Origin of the sequence: Streptomyces sp. NBC_01426 (assembly GCF_036231985.1) — a bacterium.
Lineage (GTDB): Bacteria > Actinomycetota > Actinomycetes > Streptomycetales > Streptomycetaceae > Streptomyces.
This window is the reverse complement of the sequence record NZ_CP109500.1, coordinates 528,505-544,832: the sequence shown is the minus strand read 5'-3', so window position 1 is coordinate 544,832 and position 16,328 is coordinate 528,505. Positions and strand designations below refer to the sequence as shown.

The 16,328-nt window shown below is 70.2% G+C and carries 19 protein-coding genes; 9 read left to right on the top strand and 10 right to left on the bottom strand.

Annotation, left to right across the window (positions count from 1 at the left end; genetic code table 11):
• Window positions 1-80: 80 nt before the first annotated feature.
• Genes OG906_RS02610 through OG906_RS02600 form a run of 3 tightly spaced genes read left to right on the top strand, consistent with a single transcriptional unit; the run spans window position 81 to window position 2,412 of the window.
• The gene (locus OG906_RS02610) at window positions 81-1,604 is read left to right on the top strand and encodes a DEAD/DEAH box helicase (RefSeq protein ID WP_329439551.1); all 1,524 of its coding nucleotides are present in this window, start codon (window positions 81-83) and stop codon (window positions 1,602-1,604) included.
• Between the two features lie 45 nt (window positions 1,605-1,649).
• Window positions 1,650-2,048, top strand: a complete 399-nt coding sequence (locus OG906_RS02605; protein ID WP_329439550.1) for a CBS domain-containing protein — start codon at window positions 1,650-1,652, stop codon at window positions 2,046-2,048.
• A 52-nt stretch (window positions 2,049-2,100) separates the two neighbouring features.
• Window positions 2,101-2,412, top strand: a complete 312-nt coding sequence (locus OG906_RS02600; RefSeq protein WP_329439548.1) for an SCO5918 family protein — start codon at window positions 2,101-2,103, stop codon at window positions 2,410-2,412.
• A gap of 144 nt (window positions 2,413-2,556) precedes the next feature.
• Here OG906_RS02600 and OG906_RS02595 read toward each other — a convergent pair whose 3' ends face one another.
• Both OG906_RS02595 and OG906_RS02590 read right to left on the bottom strand, forming a co-directional pair.
• Window positions 2,557-3,024 (bottom strand): SRPBCC family protein, encoded by a 468-nt coding sequence (locus tag OG906_RS02595; protein ID WP_329439546.1) that lies wholly within the window; start codon window positions 3,022-3,024, stop codon window positions 2,557-2,559.
• A gap of 59 nt (window positions 3,025-3,083) precedes the next feature.
• Window positions 3,084-4,046: an alpha/beta hydrolase family protein gene (locus tag OG906_RS02590; RefSeq protein ID WP_329439543.1), complete on the bottom strand. Its 963-nt coding sequence runs from the start codon at window positions 4,044-4,046 to the stop codon at window positions 3,084-3,086.
• Between the two features lie 248 nt (window positions 4,047-4,294).
• Here OG906_RS02590 and OG906_RS02585 point away from each other — a divergent pair, with 248 nt between their 5' ends.
• Window positions 4,295-4,891, top strand: coding sequence for a TetR/AcrR family transcriptional regulator (locus OG906_RS02585; RefSeq protein ID WP_329439541.1), 597 nt, complete (start codon window positions 4,295-4,297; stop codon window positions 4,889-4,891).
• A gap of 109 nt (window positions 4,892-5,000) precedes the next feature.
• On the top strand, window positions 5,001-5,381 hold the full coding sequence (locus OG906_RS02580; RefSeq protein WP_329439539.1) for a protease inhibitor I9 family protein: 381 nt from the start codon (window positions 5,001-5,003) through the stop codon (window positions 5,379-5,381).
• Here the strand turns inward: OG906_RS02580 and OG906_RS02575 are convergent.
• Window positions 5,365-6,579 carry a S8 family peptidase gene (locus OG906_RS02575; RefSeq protein WP_329439537.1) on the bottom strand — a complete coding sequence of 405 codons (1,215 nt, stop codon included), beginning with the start codon at window positions 6,577-6,579 and terminating at the stop codon, window positions 5,365-5,367. The genes OG906_RS02580 and OG906_RS02575 overlap by 17 nt on opposite strands.
• Before the next feature lie 288 nt (window positions 6,580-6,867).
• Between OG906_RS02575 and OG906_RS02570 the strand changes: the two genes are divergently transcribed.
• From OG906_RS02570 to OG906_RS02560, 3 genes are all read left to right on the top strand, one after another.
• Window positions 6,868-7,140 carry a DUF3253 domain-containing protein gene (locus tag OG906_RS02570; protein WP_267801513.1) on the top strand — a complete coding sequence of 91 codons (273 nt, stop codon included), beginning with the start codon at window positions 6,868-6,870 and terminating at the stop codon, window positions 7,138-7,140.
• A 349-nt stretch (window positions 7,141-7,489) separates the two neighbouring features.
• A complete protein-coding gene (locus tag OG906_RS02565; RefSeq protein WP_329439532.1) occupies window positions 7,490-7,900 on the top strand; it encodes a DUF4190 domain-containing protein in 411 nt (136 codons plus the stop codon).
• Between the two features lie 478 nt (window positions 7,901-8,378).
• Entirely contained in the window at window positions 8,379-8,822 is a 444-nt protein-coding gene (locus OG906_RS02560; RefSeq protein ID WP_402305588.1) for a transglycosylase SLT domain-containing protein, read from the top strand.
• A gap of 189 nt (window positions 8,823-9,011) precedes the next feature.
• Here the strand turns inward: OG906_RS02560 and OG906_RS02555 are convergent, their stop codons facing one another.
• The 6 genes from OG906_RS02555 to katG form a co-directional block, all read right to left on the bottom strand.
• Window positions 9,012-9,512: a CAP domain-containing protein gene (locus OG906_RS02555; RefSeq protein ID WP_329439531.1), complete on the bottom strand. Its 501-nt coding sequence runs from the start codon at window positions 9,510-9,512 to the stop codon at window positions 9,012-9,014.
• A 170-nt stretch (window positions 9,513-9,682) separates the two neighbouring features.
• Window positions 9,683-10,225 carry a GNAT family N-acetyltransferase gene (locus tag OG906_RS02550; protein WP_329439529.1) on the bottom strand — a complete coding sequence of 181 codons (543 nt, stop codon included), beginning with the start codon at window positions 10,223-10,225 and terminating at the stop codon, window positions 9,683-9,685.
• A gap of 115 nt (window positions 10,226-10,340) precedes the next feature.
• Window positions 10,341-11,048: an aspartate/glutamate racemase family protein gene (locus OG906_RS02545; protein ID WP_329447904.1), complete on the bottom strand. Its 708-nt coding sequence runs from the start codon at window positions 11,046-11,048 to the stop codon at window positions 10,341-10,343.
• A 156-nt stretch (window positions 11,049-11,204) separates the two neighbouring features.
• Entirely contained in the window at window positions 11,205-11,465 is a 261-nt protein-coding gene (locus OG906_RS02540; RefSeq protein ID WP_329439527.1) for a hypothetical protein, read from the bottom strand.
• A 107-nt stretch (window positions 11,466-11,572) separates the two neighbouring features.
• Window positions 11,573-12,583 (bottom strand): glutathione S-transferase family protein, encoded by a 1,011-nt coding sequence (locus tag OG906_RS02535; RefSeq protein WP_329439525.1) that lies wholly within the window; start codon window positions 12,581-12,583, stop codon window positions 11,573-11,575.
• A 210-nt stretch (window positions 12,584-12,793) separates the two neighbouring features.
• Window positions 12,794-14,983, bottom strand: coding sequence for a catalase/peroxidase HPI (katG, locus tag OG906_RS02530; protein ID WP_329439523.1), 2,190 nt, complete (start codon window positions 14,981-14,983; stop codon window positions 12,794-12,796).
• Between the two features lie 335 nt (window positions 14,984-15,318).
• Between katG and OG906_RS02525 the strand changes: the two genes are divergently transcribed.
• Window positions 15,319-15,744 carry a Fur family transcriptional regulator gene (locus OG906_RS02525; RefSeq protein ID WP_329439521.1) on the top strand — a complete coding sequence of 142 codons (426 nt, stop codon included), beginning with the start codon at window positions 15,319-15,321 and terminating at the stop codon, window positions 15,742-15,744.
• 132 nt (window positions 15,745-15,876) lie between these two features.
• On the opposite strand, the gene OG906_RS02520 is transcribed toward OG906_RS02525, so the two are convergent.
• Window positions 15,877-16,284 (bottom strand): hypothetical protein, encoded by a 408-nt coding sequence (locus OG906_RS02520; protein ID WP_329439519.1) that lies wholly within the window; start codon window positions 16,282-16,284, stop codon window positions 15,877-15,879.
• Between the last annotated feature and the right edge of the window lie 44 nt (window positions 16,285-16,328).

The following is a 16,328-nucleotide window of genomic DNA, read 5'->3' as shown; positions in this document are numbered from 1 at the left end:
CGGCCCGTTCTCGCGTTTTCCCGTGCTGCTCTTTCGCCGCGTGAATTCCTTGATACGCGCCATGTCAAGGAAGGTTCTCCATGAACCCCACACGCACGAACGACCGCTCCTCCCGCACACGCGGCCGTACCGGCAGCACCTCCTACAGCACGGCCGCCGGATCGGGTCGCGGCAGCCGCTTCGGTTCGTCCTCCCCGAGCCGTTCGTCCTCCCCGAGCCGCTCAGGTGGATACGGCCGTCGGCCCGCCGCGCTCCAGGGCGAGTTCGCCCTGCCCAAGACGATCACCCCGGCGCTTCCCGCCGTCGAGGCGTTCGCCGACCTCGACATGCCCGGGGAACTGCTGGCCGCGCTCACCGCGCAGGGCCTGAGCGTTCCCTTCCCGATCCAGGGCGCGACCCTCCCCAACACGCTCGCAGGCCGCGACGTGCTCGGCCGCGGACGCACCGGCTCCGGCAAGACCCTGGCCTTCGGCCTGGCCCTGCTGGCCCGCACCGCCGGACAGCGCGCCGAACCCCACCAGCCGCTGGCCCTGATCCTGGTCCCCACCCGCGAGCTCGCCCAGCAGGTCACCGACGCCCTCACGCCCTACGCCCGCTCGGTGAAGTTGCGCCTGACCACGGTCGTCGGCGGCATGTCGATCGGCCGCCAGGCCGCTGCCCTGCGCAACGGCGTCGAGGTGGTCGTCGCCACGCCGGGACGCCTCAAGGACCTCATCGACCGTGGCGACTGCCGGCTGAACCAGGTCGCGATCACGGTCCTCGACGAGGCCGACCAGATGGCCGACATGGGCTTCATGCCCCAGGTCACCGCCCTCCTGGACCAGGTACGCCCCGAAGGTCAGCGGATGCTCTTCTCCGCCACCCTCGACCGCAACGTCGACCTCCTGGTGCGCCGCTACCTCACCGACCCGGTCGTGCACTCCGTGGACCCGTCCGCGGGCGCGGTCACCACGATGGAGCACCACGTCCTGCACGTACACGGCGCGGACAAGCAGCGGACGGCGACGGAGATCGCGGCACGCGAAGGCCGAGTGATCATGTTCCTCGACACCAAGCACGCCGTGGACCGCCTCACCCTGGACCTCCTCAACAGCGGAGTCCGCGCCGCGGCCCTCCACGGCGGGAAGTCGCAGCCGCAACGCACCCGGACCCTGGCCCAGTTCAAGACCGGACACGTCACCGTCCTCGTCGCCACGAACGTCGCCGCGCGCGGCATCCACGTCGACAACCTCGACCTCGTGGTGAACGTGGACCCGCCGACCGACCACAAGGACTACCTCCACCGCGGCGGCCGCACCGCCCGCGCGGGCGAGTCCGGCAGCGTCGTCACCCTGGTCACCCCCAACCAGCGCCGCGAGATGACCCGGCTCATGGCGGCCGCCGGCATCGTCCCCCAGACCACCCAGGTCCGCTCGGGCGAGGCCGAACTGCACCGGATCACCGGCGCCCAGGCTCCCTCCGGCATCCCCGTGACGATCTCCGCTCCCGTGGTCGAGCGCTCCAAGAGCACCGCCGCCGCCCGCCGCAGGCGCCGGCCCACCACGCCCGCAGCAGCCCGCCGCGCGAACGTGCGGCAGCCCGCCACCTTCGATGCGGCGGCCTAGAACATCCCGATGAGGAAACTGACCCATCTCTGCAGGAGGTACCTTTTGACGCTCGTCCAGATGCAGCCCCACCTGCCGAAGACCACCCCCGCGCACCCGACGGTCGCCGAGACCACCGACGCGGCCGCACTCCAGGTCGGCGACGACATGACCGTCGAGGTGGCCCTGTACGTCATGGCCAGTGCCCGCGCGAGTCACCTCCTCGTCCACGACGAGGACGGCCACCGCACCGGCATGGTCACTCGAACCCGGCTCACGGCCTTCCGCGACAGCCCGGCCTACACGGACCTGGTGCGACTGCGCGACATCCGCGATCCGCTCACGTCGCAGCCCGTGGCCGCACGGCCCGAGCCCGAGTACGCGCCGCGGCGCCACCGGCTCGACGTCCTGCCCGTGGCCGGCGAACAAGGCAACGCTCCGGGCGTTCTCGCCCTCGCAGGCTGATCCGCCTCACGTTCGGCACCACCGCCCGTCCACTTCTCCCCTGTGAGGCATCATGCGCTGCGTCATCGCCCGTTTCCCGTTCGACCTCACCAAGAGCGGCGTCCTGGAAACGATGAAGGGCGTCAAGCCCGAAGAGGTCACCGGCGAATCCGTGATCATCGGCCGCCGCACCTACCCCGTCAAGCAGGTCGGTCAGGTCATCACCCGCCAAGACCGTCGCGACTTCAGCGCCGGCGAGGTCCTCCGCGCCATGACCCAGCTCGGCTTCACCTGCCGCGGCCTTCCCCTTGTCGCCACGCCCGTACGCGCCCTCAGCCCGCTCCAGCAGGCCTCCGCGATGCTCGGCACCCCCGTGGCCGTCTGACGCACAGGCACAGGAAACGGCCGGGACCGACGAGGTCCCGGCCGCTGCGCGTGGGCCGCGATCCCACCTGCATACCGCCGGCATCCCCCTGCTCCTGTGACCCGGCGCAGCAGGGCGGCCGGGCACGGCCTCAGGCGCCTTGAGTCAGTCGGTCCCTTCGACGTACGACGCGAGGTTGGCCAGCGACGAGGCGATTCCGGCCTGGTGGTCCGCCTGGTCGATGCCGGCCGGCACATCCGTGGCGGTGACGGTCACCTCTGTCCCGGCACCGGCCGGGGCCAGGTCCCAGGTCATCGTCATGGTGCCGGCGTACGACGGATCGTCGGCCTCGAACACCGCCCGCTGTACGACGCGCACCGCCGGCAGCAGTTCGGCGAACCCGATGTCGACGACATCCGTTCCGGCCGACGTCTTGCCGGGGCTGTCGCCGGCATCGAGGTACGTCAGGACCATCCGGAACCCGCCACCGGGCCGCGGATCCCACCGTTCGACGCGCCCGCGCATGCCGTCCGGCGGCAGCCAGGTCTCCAGTGACTTCCGGTCGAGCAGGGCGCGGTAGACGGTCTCCGGCGGTGCCACGATCACCCGGGCGGCGCGGTCGATCCTGCTCATGACCCGATCCTAGGCCGTGTCGCGCCGACCGGGACGGGCCCGGGCCACGACGGCGGTGGCTACTTGGATTCGACTCGGCCGACCGGCCGCGGGCCGGACGTCAGTGCCTCGCACTCCGTCCGCCAGTCGTCGCTGTCGGGCTGGAACCGGGTGCGCAGGTACGCCGAGGCGAGTCGGGCCAGGGCGGCGACCCGCTCGGGGTTCTCGTCGGTGGTTTCGTCGACGTCGTATCCGGAGATTCCGCCGAGGCCGTGCTCGGCGTCGAACAGGGTGAGCAGGGCCTTGGGCGCGGGGGAGAGGCGGTAGGGGTCCGCGTGCCAGTCGGGGCCGATGTCGGTGAAGTGCCGGGAGTCGTCCTTGTCCCCGGCGACGACCAGTGCGGGTGTGGTCATGGTCGAGAAGTCGGTGCCGTGGAGGATCGACACCTGCTCGGCCATGAACCCGTTGAGGACGTCGCCGCCCCTGCCCGGCGAGGCCAGCAGGACACCCGCCTTGATCCGGGGCTCGATGAGACTCACCTCTTCCCCGGTGTCGGGGTCGGTGATCCGGGCGCCCAGCAGAAGACTTGCGGTCCATCCGCCGAGGGAGTGCCCGGCGACGGCAATCTTGTCGTGGTCGATGCGGCCGGCCAGGTGCGGCACCGTGTCCTCGATCGTGTCGAGCCGGTCGAGGATGTGCGTCATGTCCTCGGCGCGCGAGCGCCAGAAGAACGGGGCTCCCGGGGCATTGGCGAGCCGGTCGCTCAGCGTCCGGGAGCTGAGGTGGGTGGGCTGGATGACGACGAATCCGGCCGCCGCCCAGAGGTTGGCGAGCGGCGCGTAACCGTGGAGGGAGGAGAGGAAGTTCGAGCCGCCGTGGCCGTGCGACAGAAGGATGACGGGAAGGTCCGTTCCCGTCACGGGCGCGGTGACGCGCACCTGGAGATCCACGGGGCGTCCCGGTACGGGAAGCACCACCGGGCTGAAGGAGAGGGTCGGGGCGGGCGGGATCGAGGGGTCGGTGGTGACGGTGGATGTGCTCATGACGCGAGGTTCCCTTCTGAGGGGCCTTGCCGCCCATCGCTCTGGTCGCACCGATGGGGACACGACGACCGGCAGAGCGCTTCAGCCGGACCAGCGAGTCGGGCCGGTCGAGGCGGCGGGTCGGTCGGGGCGGCGGACAAGGCGGTCGGCGGCGGCTGCCTGGGCTACGCTGAAACGGAGCAATGCTCCAATTAATATGCGGAGCGCTGCTCCGCTTTGTCAAGTGGAACAAGCGGAAGGAGAGCGTGATGCCCACCGACAGCCCCGCCGAGAAGGCGCCGGCCCGCACCAAACGGGCCGATGCGCTGCGCAACCAGGAGGTGGTGCTCAGTGCCGCCGCCGAGGTCTTCGTCACCTCCGGCGTCGACGCGCCGATCCGCCAGATCGCCGCCCGGGCGGGCGTGGGGATGGCCACGATCTACCGCCACTTCCCGACCCGGGCGGATCTCGTCACCGCCGTCTACCGCCACCAGATCGAGGCGTGTGCCGAGGCCGGCCCTCACCTGCTGGCCACCGCCGAGACCTCGCTCGCCGCACTGCGCCAGTGGATCGACCTCTTCGTCGACTTCCTCGTCACCAAGCACGGGCTCGCCGACGCCCTGCAGTCCGACAGCACTCGCTTCGCCGCGCTGCACACCTACTTCATCGATCGCCTGTTGCCCGTATGCGCCGAACTGCTCGACGCCGCGGTCGCATCAGGTGACATCGGGCCCGGCACGCAGCCCTACGAACTCATGCGGGGCATCGGCAACCTCTGCATCGGACGCGACAGCGATCCGCGCTACGACCCTCGCCGATTGATCGACCTGCTCCTCCGGGGGCTCCGGACACCCCCGTCGTCCTGATCGTCCGTCGTGGGACGCACACGGCCGAATCCGGCCGGATGTTCAAGGTGCGGGGTTCGGTGGCCGAAGGAGGAGGTGGCAGTCGTCCCCTCACACCAGGGAGTTCCCCGTGCGTCGTCCGCTTGGTATCCCGCGTCCCGTACTGGCCGCCGCCCTCGTGCTCGCCGCTCCCGTCGTGGCGTCGGCGTCCCCCGCGTACGCCGATCCCGTCAAGCCCGCCCATCACGCCGATCGCGCTGTTCAGGAAACCGGCGAGCGTGCGACGTACCTCGTCACCCTCGCCCCCGGTGTCGATCCCGAGCGGGTGATGCGCGAAACCGGCGTCACGGAGGTCCGGTACGTGTACCGCAGCGCGGTGCGCGGCTTCGCCGCCGACCTGGACGGGCGGCAACTGGCCGCGCTGCGGGCGCACCCCGACGTCACGGTCGTCGAGCGGGACGGCCGGGCCGTCGGGGCGCCGGTGGAGGACGGGACTACAGGCCGTTGGTGAAGAGCAGTTCGTTGGGGCTGGTCTTGCTGACGGCGCTCAGGGCGTCCTTGGTGGACTCGGCGGAGAGGAACTCGGCGACTTCCGCGGACGGCGCGGTCGGGTGGGCCTGCTTGTAGAGCGCGGCGACGCCGGCGGCGTGCGGGGAGGCCATGGAGGTGCCGTTCAGGGAGACGGCGCCGCCGCCGAGCTTCGCCGAGACGATGTCCTCGCCCGGCGCGTAGATCTCCAGGCACGTGCCGTAGTTGGAGAAGGACGTCTCCTCGTCCCACCGGTTGGAAGCCCCGACCGTGTACACCCGGTCGGCGGAGGCGGGGGAGACCAGACAGGCGTCCTTGGAGTCGTTGCCGGCCGCGATGACGGGGAGCACGCCCGCGTCGGACAGTGCGGTGGCGGCATTGTTGAGGGTCACGGACCTGTCCCCGCCGAGGGAGCCGTTCAGCACGGCCGGCTGCTTGGCGTTCTTCAGCACCCAGTCGAATCCGGCGATCATCCCCGAGTACGAGCCCCGGCCTTCGCAGTCGAGGACGCGGACGCTGACGAGGTCGGCCTTGCGCGCGACCCCGTACGTCTTCCCGGCGACGGTTGCGGCGACATGCGTGCCGTGGCCGTTGCAGTCCTGACCCTGACGTCCGTCGGCCATCGCGTCGAAGCCGAAGGTGGCCCGGCCGCCGAACTCGTCGTGGGCGTAGTCGATGCCCGTGTCGAGGATGTACGCGGTAACCCCGGCGCCATTGCCCTGCGGGGTGAACTGGCCGTCGCCCTGGCCGTTCGACTTGTCCCACTCCCGCTGGTCGATCCGATCCAGACCCCAGGACTTGGAGGGGGCCCGGGTGCCCGGCGCGATGACCGGCCGCGGCGGGGCCATGACCTTGACGTCCTGTTCCACCGCCTTCACACCCGGGTTCGACCGGACGATGTCCAACTGCAGCTTGTCGAGCGGGGCGGCGAAGCCGTTGATGGCCTTGCCGTAGACGAAGGTCGGCTTCAGCTTGAGCCGCTGCGCGAGCTTCGCCGCGTCCACGCCCCGACCGAGGGTCACGATGTAGGTGCCGGGCACCCCATTGGCGGCTGCCGTGGTCAGCGGTGCCGGGGTCGGCTCCGGCCCCGCGGTGGGCTGGGACGCGGTGGCGAGGGGCGCGCCGAAGGTCAGGGCGGCGGTGACGGCGGTCGCCAGTGCGAGCCTGGTACGTGTGGTCATGCCGGGGAGTGGATCATGCAGAAACAAGCAGAACCTACGACATCGACCGGTGGTTCGGCCGCCGTCCGAGGCGTACCTGAATGCGCTCCGCCGAGTGGGCGTCCCACCGGTGCCCGCACCGCTCCCCGGGGCCTGCGGGCAAGCCGACCGCGTTAGGGTCGCGCGCAGCGGCGTATCGGCCTCTCGCCGGCCCGCCCCCCCAGATGGCGACCCGGACGCGGTGGGGGAGCCCGAGCCTGGTCATGGCGGCGGACACCTGGGCTCTCGCGTCTGCGCGACACTGGCAGGGTGACGGACAGCGAACGGCAGACGGATCGGCGGTTGGAGCGAGCCATCCTGGAACTGCTGGAGCGGCGGGCCCCGACCGCGACGATCTGCCCTTCCGACGCCGCACGGGCGGTGTACGGAGGGGACGACGACGGCTGGCGCGCGCTCATGGAACCCGCCCGCGACGCGGCCCGCCGGCTGGTCGCGGCCGGCGAGGTGGAGATCACCCAGGCCGGCCGGCCCGTGGACCCGGCACGGGCTCGCGGCCCGATCCGTATCCGCCGCGCCCGCTGACACGGCACACATCAGGCGCGGCACCGCCCGGTCCGGCGCCCTGCGGCCCCGGCCGCCGGGGGAGTCTGCGAGGTTCATGGATCGAGCCGGAATCGATCCGGGTCCGCTTCTGCTTCCGTTTCCCTGCCTGGCAGGCCTTGGACGCCGTGAGTGTCTTGCCGTGGACGGCGTCGCGGGTGCTCCCGCGTGGGCCTCCGCAACGGCGTCCGATCCCACCTCGTGGGCGTCCGGGCGCGGTTCGGTGATGCCGCAAGGAGGGTTTGCGTCGGGCGGACCGTGGCAGACGGCCTGAACACCACTGCCCAGCGCAGAAGTTGTCCACCGGCCGACTCCAGGAAGGGACCCTCCCGTGTCCGACGCGTACAGCTCCCCCAACGACACCCACTCCCACCACGCACCGGCCTCCGCGCCCGCCACGGGCACCAACGGCCTCGCCGTCGCCGCCCTGGTCACCGGCATCGCGTCCCTGCTGCTGCTCTGGCTGTGGTTCGTGGGCATCCCACTGGCACTGGTGGCCATCGGCCTGGGCATCGCGGGCCTCCGCAGAGCCCGCAGTGGCGCCGGCCGACGCGGCATGGCCATCACCGGCCTCGTCCTGGGTGCCGTGACCGTGGTCATCGCCGCGATCCTGGTGGCCGTCGGGGTGTCCATCCTCAATTCCGACGAGGGCAAGGACCTGCGGTCCTGTCTGGACAGCGCCCAGACGCAGCAGGCGCAGCAGGACTGCTCGAAGCGCTTCAACGACGACATGAACAACTGAACCGTCGGTTCGGTGCCCACCCCCGGCCCGTGCCGGACTCCGGGACGGGCCGGGGGTGGATCGATGTGGGCCGGGGCTCCCGGCCTGAGCGGCCACGGCAGGGACGCGCGGATTCCTTCGATTTCCGGTCTATTCGGACGCCCGACCCGGCACCTCGAAGGTGTACGAACGATGACATTCGGTGAGATTCGGGAGCCTCGAGGGTGACCCGCCCCATAGGACCCACGTCACATACGAGCCGTCCTAGTAGCCCGTCCGGGCCAAGATCGCTCCGCTCGCACCGGCTCTCCCCGCGAGGAACCCCCGGGTACACCGGAGGGTCGTCGGCCCCCGACTGCGAGGGCACGTAGTAGGAGGGGCCGTTGCCAGGCCGCCGGGGCGTCTGTAGAACTGGATGAGTCGCAAGGCGGCACGGGTGCTTCACCCGCCGCCGACGAACCCCTCTCCACCGCGTGAGTGGCTCACGCATGTCTCTGACATGCCGCGACCGCCCTTGTCCCCTTCGGAAGGTCTGTTCGTGTCCAACTCCGTCATCCGCCGCATCGCCGCTTCGAAGAAGTCCCTCGCGGGCACCGTCGTCGCCCTCGGTGTCGCCGGTTCCATGCTTGCCACGGTTCCCGCCCAGGCGGCCCCGACGAGCGCCAAGGCGATCGCCCAGCAGATGATCAAGGACCCGGCGCAGTTCGCGGCCTTCAACAACATCGTGTCCCGTGAGAGTGGCTGGAACCACACCGCCACGAACTCCTCCTCGGGCGCATACGGCCTGGTCCAGGCCCTGCCGGCCTCGAAGATGTCCTCCGCCGGTTCGGACTGGAAGACCAACCCCGCCACCCAGATCAAGTGGGGGCTGGACTACATGAACTCCCGCTACGGCAGCCCCGTCGGCGCGTGGAACTTCTGGCAGGCCCACCACTGGTACTAAGCCACCAGCGGGCAGCAGACGCACGAGAACGCTCGGCCGGGATCTCCCAGCCGGGCGTCTTTGCGTGTGCGGCCGCCGCGCTTCGGCCGGCGGCTTTCACGGGCGAGGCGTCGCCCCACGGACTGACGCCGTACCGCGACCGCGGTACGGCGTCAGTCCGCGCTTGGGTGGGGTGCGGGGGAGGCGGGGTCAGTCCGTGAAGACCTGGACGATCCTGTCACCGGACACGGCGACGCCCGTCTTCTTGAAGTTGCAGTTCTTGATGGCGCCCGCGTGGGCGGCGCTATTCAGCCAGCCGTCCACGTGCGTCTTCTCGTCCCCGCTGCCCCAGGCGATGTTCTCGGAGCCGGTGGTGAACGTCGCGCCGGCCTTCGTCAGCCGGTCCTTGACGCTGGACCCGTCCGAGCCCGTGTGGTTGGTCGTCGTGTCGTTGGCGTACTCCTGCGCTGCCGCAGCGATCTTCGGGTCGACCGTCAGGGGCTCGCAGCCGGCCTCGGTGCGTGCCTTGTTGACCAGTTCGAGGATCTTGCCCGGGTCGCTTGCGGCCGGGAGTACGGTCTGTGCGCCAGAGTGGGCGGACGGGGCCGCGGCGGCCGCTGTGGTGGCGCCGACGGTTCCCGCGAGTACCAGCAGGGAAGACGCGCAGGCGATGGTGCACCGACGCTGTATTCGACCAGATCCGGAAGCCATGGGGTACCTTCCTTCGTTCGGCTGGGAAGCGGGGAGTCCAGCAGCCACATCGCCGCTGGACCTCCAAGACCCGAGTCTGCGCCGAGGTCGGCCCACCCGCATCTCCCGACGCAGGAACCGCAGGTGGGAAGGGGTGTACGGCCCCTGAAAGACGCCCCTGATCCGGCGCGTCAGGGGCGGGGGAGCCCCCACGTCTGCAGGCTGTAGGGCCGACCCTTTTCCTCACCGGTGATCAGCGGTACGTCGAGCAGGCGAAAGCCGGCCTGGGTGGCCACGGCGACACTGGCGCCGTTCTCGGCCTCCAGCTCCAAGATCAGTTGCTCCGTGCCCAGTTGCTCGAAGGCGTAGGCGGACATCACCCGTACCGCGCGCGCGGCCAGTCCCTGGCCGCGGTGTGCAGGGCCGATCGCGTAACCGATCTCGGTTCCCTCGGGGGCGCGCCGCAGCATCACCTCGCCGAGCGCCGCACCGCCGTCGACGGTGATGGCGAGAAGGATCGTCGAACCTTCCGCCCGCAGTTGCCGGGCCCGACCCAGGCGGGCGGAAGCGGCCGCTTCGTCAAAGGGGGACACGATCGGTGTCCAGTACGCGATGTCGGGGTGGTCGAAGAGCCCGGGCATCGCCTCCAGGTCCGTCTCCGTCCAGTCGCGCAGGACGAGACCTTCCCCCGAAAGCTCGATCCGCTCGGGAAACGACGATGTGGTGCTGCTCATGGTGAGGGTCCTCCGTGGCCAGGTCGCGACGAGGAAGGGTAACCGTGAGCAGGTGGCGGCGCATCATGATTTCCGGGGCGCTCCCGACGTCCCGACCTGGCAGGTGGATCGCCGCTCAGTCGCGGGGCAGCCCTTGGTCCAGGGCGGCGTCCACGGCGGCCGCCGCGTGGATCCGCGCCGTGGGGAAGACGGGCACCGGGCTGTCCTCCGTGCCCACCAGCAGTTCGATCTCGGTGCAGCCGAGGACGATCCCCTCGGCGCCGGCCGCCACGAGGCTCGCGATGACCTCCCGGTACGCGGTCCGCGATTCCTCCCGCACGACTCCGAGGCACAGCTCCTCGTAGATCACCCGGTGCACCAGGGCCCGCCCGTCGGCATCCGGCACGGACACGCCCAGCCCGCCCGCCGCGAGCCGCCCCCGGTAGAAGTCCTGCTCCATCGTGAACGCCGTTCCCAGCAGGCCGACCCGGCGCAGGCCTTGAGCCCGCACCGCTTCCGCGGTGGCGTCGGCCAGGTGCAGCAGCGGAACCGAGACGGCCGCCTGCACCTGGTCGGCGACCTTGTGCATCGTGTTCGTGCACAGGAGTACGAGGTCGGCGCCCGCCGCCTCCAATGACCGGGCGGCGGAGGCCAGCACCTCGCCCGCCTCGTCCCAGCGGCCCTGCACCTGAAGCTGTTCGATCTCCGCGAAGTCCACGGAGTACAGCACGCAGCGCGCCGAGTGGAGCCCACCGAGCCGCTCGCGGGTGAACTCGTTCAGCAGCCGGTAGTACTCGGCCGTCGACTCCCAGCTCATCCCGCCGAGCAGGCCGATCGTCTTCATCGAGATGCCATCCATAAGCGTGATCCTAGCAAAATGCGCATGCCATAAGGATCCCTTTGGGGGCTTCGCGGTGTGGCGGTCCCGCCGAGTGTCTCGGATGCATGATCGAGTCCTGCGGGAGCGCGAGCACCCCCACGCCCTGAGGCTGCCGGGGGCCTATGCGCCGAGTCGGGCGGGACGCGCCCCGTGCCTGGAGTGCCGACCGGACGCACGGTGCCGGGCGGGACGCGCCGCCACGGGTGCCACCTCGGCCGGCCGAGCGGCTGCCGGCGGCGAGGGGAGATCGTCCGCCGACGACCCGAGGCGGAGCTCCGGGACCTCGTCCGCGGACGATCCGAGGAGGAGCTCCTCGTACCTGCCGAGCGCGAGAACACCGCACAGGAGAGCGGGCAGGAGCACTATCACGGCGATGAGCATGGGCGTCCCTTCGGCGGGTGTTTGTCCCGCGTCTGCCCACGACCGCGCCGGGGAAGCGTCACGTGGCGCGACACGGCCGCACCGGGTGCACGAGCACGGCCCGAAGGTCAGCGTGCCTGCGGCGTGTGTTCGACCGGGACGGCTTCCCGCGGTGCGACCGGCCCGGGCGGGGTGCCCTGTCCGAAGGGGCTGCCGCCCAGCGACGACCGGTCGTGGGGCGCGAGCCAGCCCGTCAGGTCCGGACCGGCGGGCACGATGCCGGTCGGGTTGATGTCCCGGTGGACCAGGTAGTAGTGACGTTTGATGTGGTCGAAGTCGACCGTGTCGCCGAATCCGGGAGTCTGGAACAGGTCGCGGGCGTAGGCCCAGAGGACCGGCATCTCGGACAGCTTCTGCCGGTTGCACTTGAAGTGGCCGTGGTACACCGCGTCGAAGCGGACGAGGGTCGTGAACAGCCGGACGTCGGCTTCGGTGACGGTGTTCCCGACGAGGTACCGGGACGTGGTGAGTCGGTCCGTGAGCCGGTCGAGGCGGGCGAACAGGCGCTCGTACGCGGTGGTGTACGCCTCCTGGGATCCGGCGAAGCCGGCGCGGTAGACCCCGTTGTTCACGTCCTGGTAGATCTCCTCGTTCACGGAGTCGATCTCAGGGCGCAGTTCCGGGGGGTACAGCGCGGGCGCGCCCTCGCGGTGCTGCGCGGCCCATTCCATCGACATGTCGAGGGTGATCCGGGCGAAGTCGTTGGTCACCACCTTGCCCGTCGGCACGTCCACGATCGCCGGCACGGTGATGCCGCGGTCGTATCCGGGGTCGCGGGCGAAGTACGCCTCTTGCAGCCGCGCGATACCGAGTACGGGATCACGGCCCCCGGGGTCCAGGTCGAACGTCCAACTCCGCTCGTCGTGGGTCGGACCGGCCACGGCCATCGGCAGCGCGTTCTCCAGCCCGAGGAGCCGTCGCACGATGATCGCGCGGCTCGCCCACGGGCAGGCCCGGCTCACCACGAGCCGGTAGCGGCCCGGTTCGACGGGGAAGCCCTCGCTCCCGTCCGCGGTGATCCGATCGGTGAGGTAGCGGCTGTCCCGCTTGTACGAGTCGCCAGGGTTCACGTAACTCATGACGAGCGCCCCGTCCTGCCGCCGGTCGGCCGTCCCCGCCGCGGGAGCCGATCCGCTGTCCGGTCGCCGCTGTCTCCTGTGTCCATCGGATTCCTTCCCTGTCGAACTCGTCCCGAACGGAAGACCGTTCACGCCCCGGCAGGCCGGCCGCGGGAGTGCCGACCGTCGCGGTGCCGGTCGGCCGCCGGGCGGCCGACCGGCATACCGCGATCAGACGAGGTCGAACCGGTCGAGGTTCATGACCTTGTTCCACGCCGCGACGAAATCACGCGTGAACTTCTCACCCGCGTCCTTCGACGCGTACACCTCCGCGATCCCCCGGAGCTGCGCGTGCGAACCGAAGACGAGATCGACCGCAGTGGCCGTCCACTTGGGCTCACCCGTCGCGTGATCCCGACCCTCGAACACGTTCTCCGCCGACTCCGACGCCTTCCACACCGTGCCCATGTCGAGCAGGTTGACGAAGAAGTCGTTCGTCAACGTCTCCGGGCGGTCGGTGAAGACGCCGTGCCGGACCTGCTGGAAGCCGGTGTTCAGGGCCCGCATGCCGCCGATCAGGACCGTCATCTCGGGTGCGGTCAGGTTCAACAGGTTGGCGCGGTCCAGCAGAAGCGTCTCCGGCGACAACTTCTCTCCCGCCGGGAGATAGTTGCGGAACCCGTCCGCCTTCGGTTCGAGCACGGCGAACGTCTCCACGTCCGTCTGCTCCTGCGAGGCGTCCGTACGACCCGCCGCGAACGGGACGACGATGTCGTGCCCGGCGTTCTTCGCGGCCCGCTCGACGGCCGCGCAGCCGCCCAGGACGATCAGGTCGGCGAGCGAAACCTTCGTTCCGTCCGTCCGGGAGCCGTTGAACTCCTGCTGGATCCCCTCAAGGGTCCGCAACACCTCGGCCACCTCGGGCAGGTCATTGACCTCCCAGTCCTTCTGCGGTGCGAGCCGGATCCGCGCCCCGTTGGCCCCACCCCGCTTGTCGGTCCCGCGGAAGCTCGCCGCCGACGCCCAGGCGGTGCTCACCAACTGGGAGACGGACAGCCCCGAAGCGAGGATCCGGCCCTTGAGGTCGACGACGTCCGCGTCCGACACCAGCGCGTGATCGACCTCGGGGACGGGGTCCTGCCACAGCTGCGGCTCGGGGATCCACGGCCCGAGGTACCGCGACAGCGGACCCATGTCGCGGTGCAACAGCTTGAACCAGGCCTTGGCGAACGCCTTCGCGAGCTTGTCGGGGTTCTCGTGGAAGGACTTCGCGATCGGCCCGTAGATCGGGTCCAGTTTCAGCGCGAGGTCCGTCGTCAGCATCATGGGAGCGTGCCGCTTCGACGGATCGTGAGCGTCCGGCACGGTGTCCCGGGCCGAGGGATCCGTGGGCGTCCACTGCTTCGCGCCGGCCGGGCTCGTCGTCAGCTCCCAGTCGTACCGGAACAGGTTGTCCAGGTAGCCGTTGTCCCACTTCGTCGGCTCGGAGGTCCACGCACCTTCCAGCCCGCTGGTGAGCGCGTCGACGCCCACGCCGCTGCCGTGGGTGTTCCTCCAGCCGATGCCTTGCTGCTCGATCGGGCACGCCTCGGGCTCGGGGCCGATGTACTCGGCGCCGACCGCACCGTGGCACTTGCCGAACGTGTGACCGCCGATGATCAGCGCGGCGGTCTCCTCGTCGTTCATCGCCATGCGCCCGAAGGTCTCGCGAATGTCCCTGGCGGCAGCCACCGGATCCGGATTGCCGTTGGGGCCTTCCGGGTTGACGTAGATCAGTCCCATCTGTACGGCCCCGAAAGGACCGGTGAGTTCCCTGTCGCCGCTGTAGCGCTCGTCACCGAGCCAGGTGTCCTCGGGCCCCCAGAAGATCTCCTCCGGCTCCCAGATGTCCTCCCGGCCGAAGGCGAAGCCGAACGTCTTGAACCCCATCGACTCCATGGCGCAGTTGCCGGCGAACACCAGGAGGTCGGCCCACGAGATCTTCCGGCCGTACTTCTGCTTGACGGGCCAGAGCAGACGGCGCGCCTTGTCGAGGCTCGCATTGTCCGGCCAGCTGTTGAGGGGAGCGAAGCGCTGAGCGCCTGCTCCGCCACCGCCCCGGCCGTCCGCGATGCGGTACGTTCCCGCGGAGTGCCAACTCATCCGGATGAAGAGCGGCCCGTAGTGGCCGTAATCGGCGGGCCACCAATCCTGCGACGCCGTCATCACCTCGAAGACGTCCTGCTTCAGCGCGTCGACGTCCAGGGTCGCGAATTCCTCCGCGTAACTGAAGCCCTCGTCCATCGGATTGGCCTGAGGCGAATGCTGGTGCAGAACCTGAAGATCCAGTTGATTCGGCCACCAGTCACGATTCGACCTGGGGCGATTCGGCGCGGGAGTCGGGGCAGGAATTACTGGGTTCTCGCTGTCGCTGCCGGACACGTCCGTCCTTCTTCCTGTGTCGGTGTTTCCCTCGGCTGGCTGCTTTGCCCTTGGCGCTTTGTGACACGAACGACGCCGATGATCGAGCGTATGTCGACGCGTCCGTATGGTCGCGCACCGGAGAGCTCGCCGTTACGAGAACACGCGGGGCACCTCCGCACAACAAGCAGTCGAAAGGAGAATCGAGCCCCTCTGATATGAAAAGCGGGAATGAGGAGAGCGGCCGGGTGACAGCGAACCGATCCCAACGCCCCCCATGCCTTCCGGCACGCGAGGATCCGTACGGCCGGTGGCTAGACTTCCTTTGTCCCGCCGAGCCTGAAAGGTGAGCCGATATGAGTGACTTGTTGGAGCGGCTGAGAGGGCGCGGCTGGCGGATGACTTCGCAGCGGCGTGTCGTCGCGGAAGTCCTCGACGGCGATCACGTGCACCTCACCGCCGACGAGGTACACGCCCGCGCGGTCGAGCGGCTGCCCGAGATCGCCCGGGCGACCGTCTACAACACCCTGGGCGAGCTGGTGGCGCTCGGCGAGGTGGTGGAGGTCTCCGTCAACGGTCGCGCGAAACGCTTCGATCCCAACGCGCACCATCCGCACCAGCACCTGGTGTGCTCCGGCTGCGGCATCATCCGCGACGTTCACGTGACCGGCACACCGGCCGGCCTGTCCCCTGAAGAGAGTTTCGGCTTCACGGTGACGGAGGTCGAGATCACCTACCGGGGGCTGTGCCCCTCCTGCGCTTGCGACGCGCGGCAAGGCTGACCGCTGTCGGGTCCGATTCCGTCAGGGTCGGGGAGTTCGGGGTCAGGAGGGGGTTGTCGTCGCATCAGGTAGTCGAGCCGGCTGGTCCAACCAGGGGGTCGAGCCGGGAGCCGAGCCGGGGAGCCGAGCCTGCTATCCCGCCGCCATGTCCGGGCCGGGCCGCAACGTCTCGTCGAGGTGGTGGCCGAGTTCCAGCAGGCCACGTGCGATCGACACGGCCTGACGGTGGCGCTCGGCGAGTTCCGGCGACGGCCGGCCCCGGTCCGTCGGTTCCGCGTCCGCTTCCGGGGCGGGCGGCGGCGGGGTGGCTTCCTGTACCGCGTCCCAGGCCTCGCGGGCGACCTGCTCCGCCACCCGGTCGTCGATGAGGCCGGTCGTACGCCAACGTTCCAGATCGGCCCCCGGCCCCACGCCTCCCGGACCGGTGAGGCTCCCGTCCTGCTCCGGTGACGTCCGCGCGAGGAAGGCGTCGATGGCCAGACGCGCCTCGTGGACATCGCCCGAATCGGCTGCGCCGCGAGAGCCAGGTTGCGTTGTCATGAGGGCAACTTAACGCGACCGATCCGTCTGGTACCGCAGGGCGC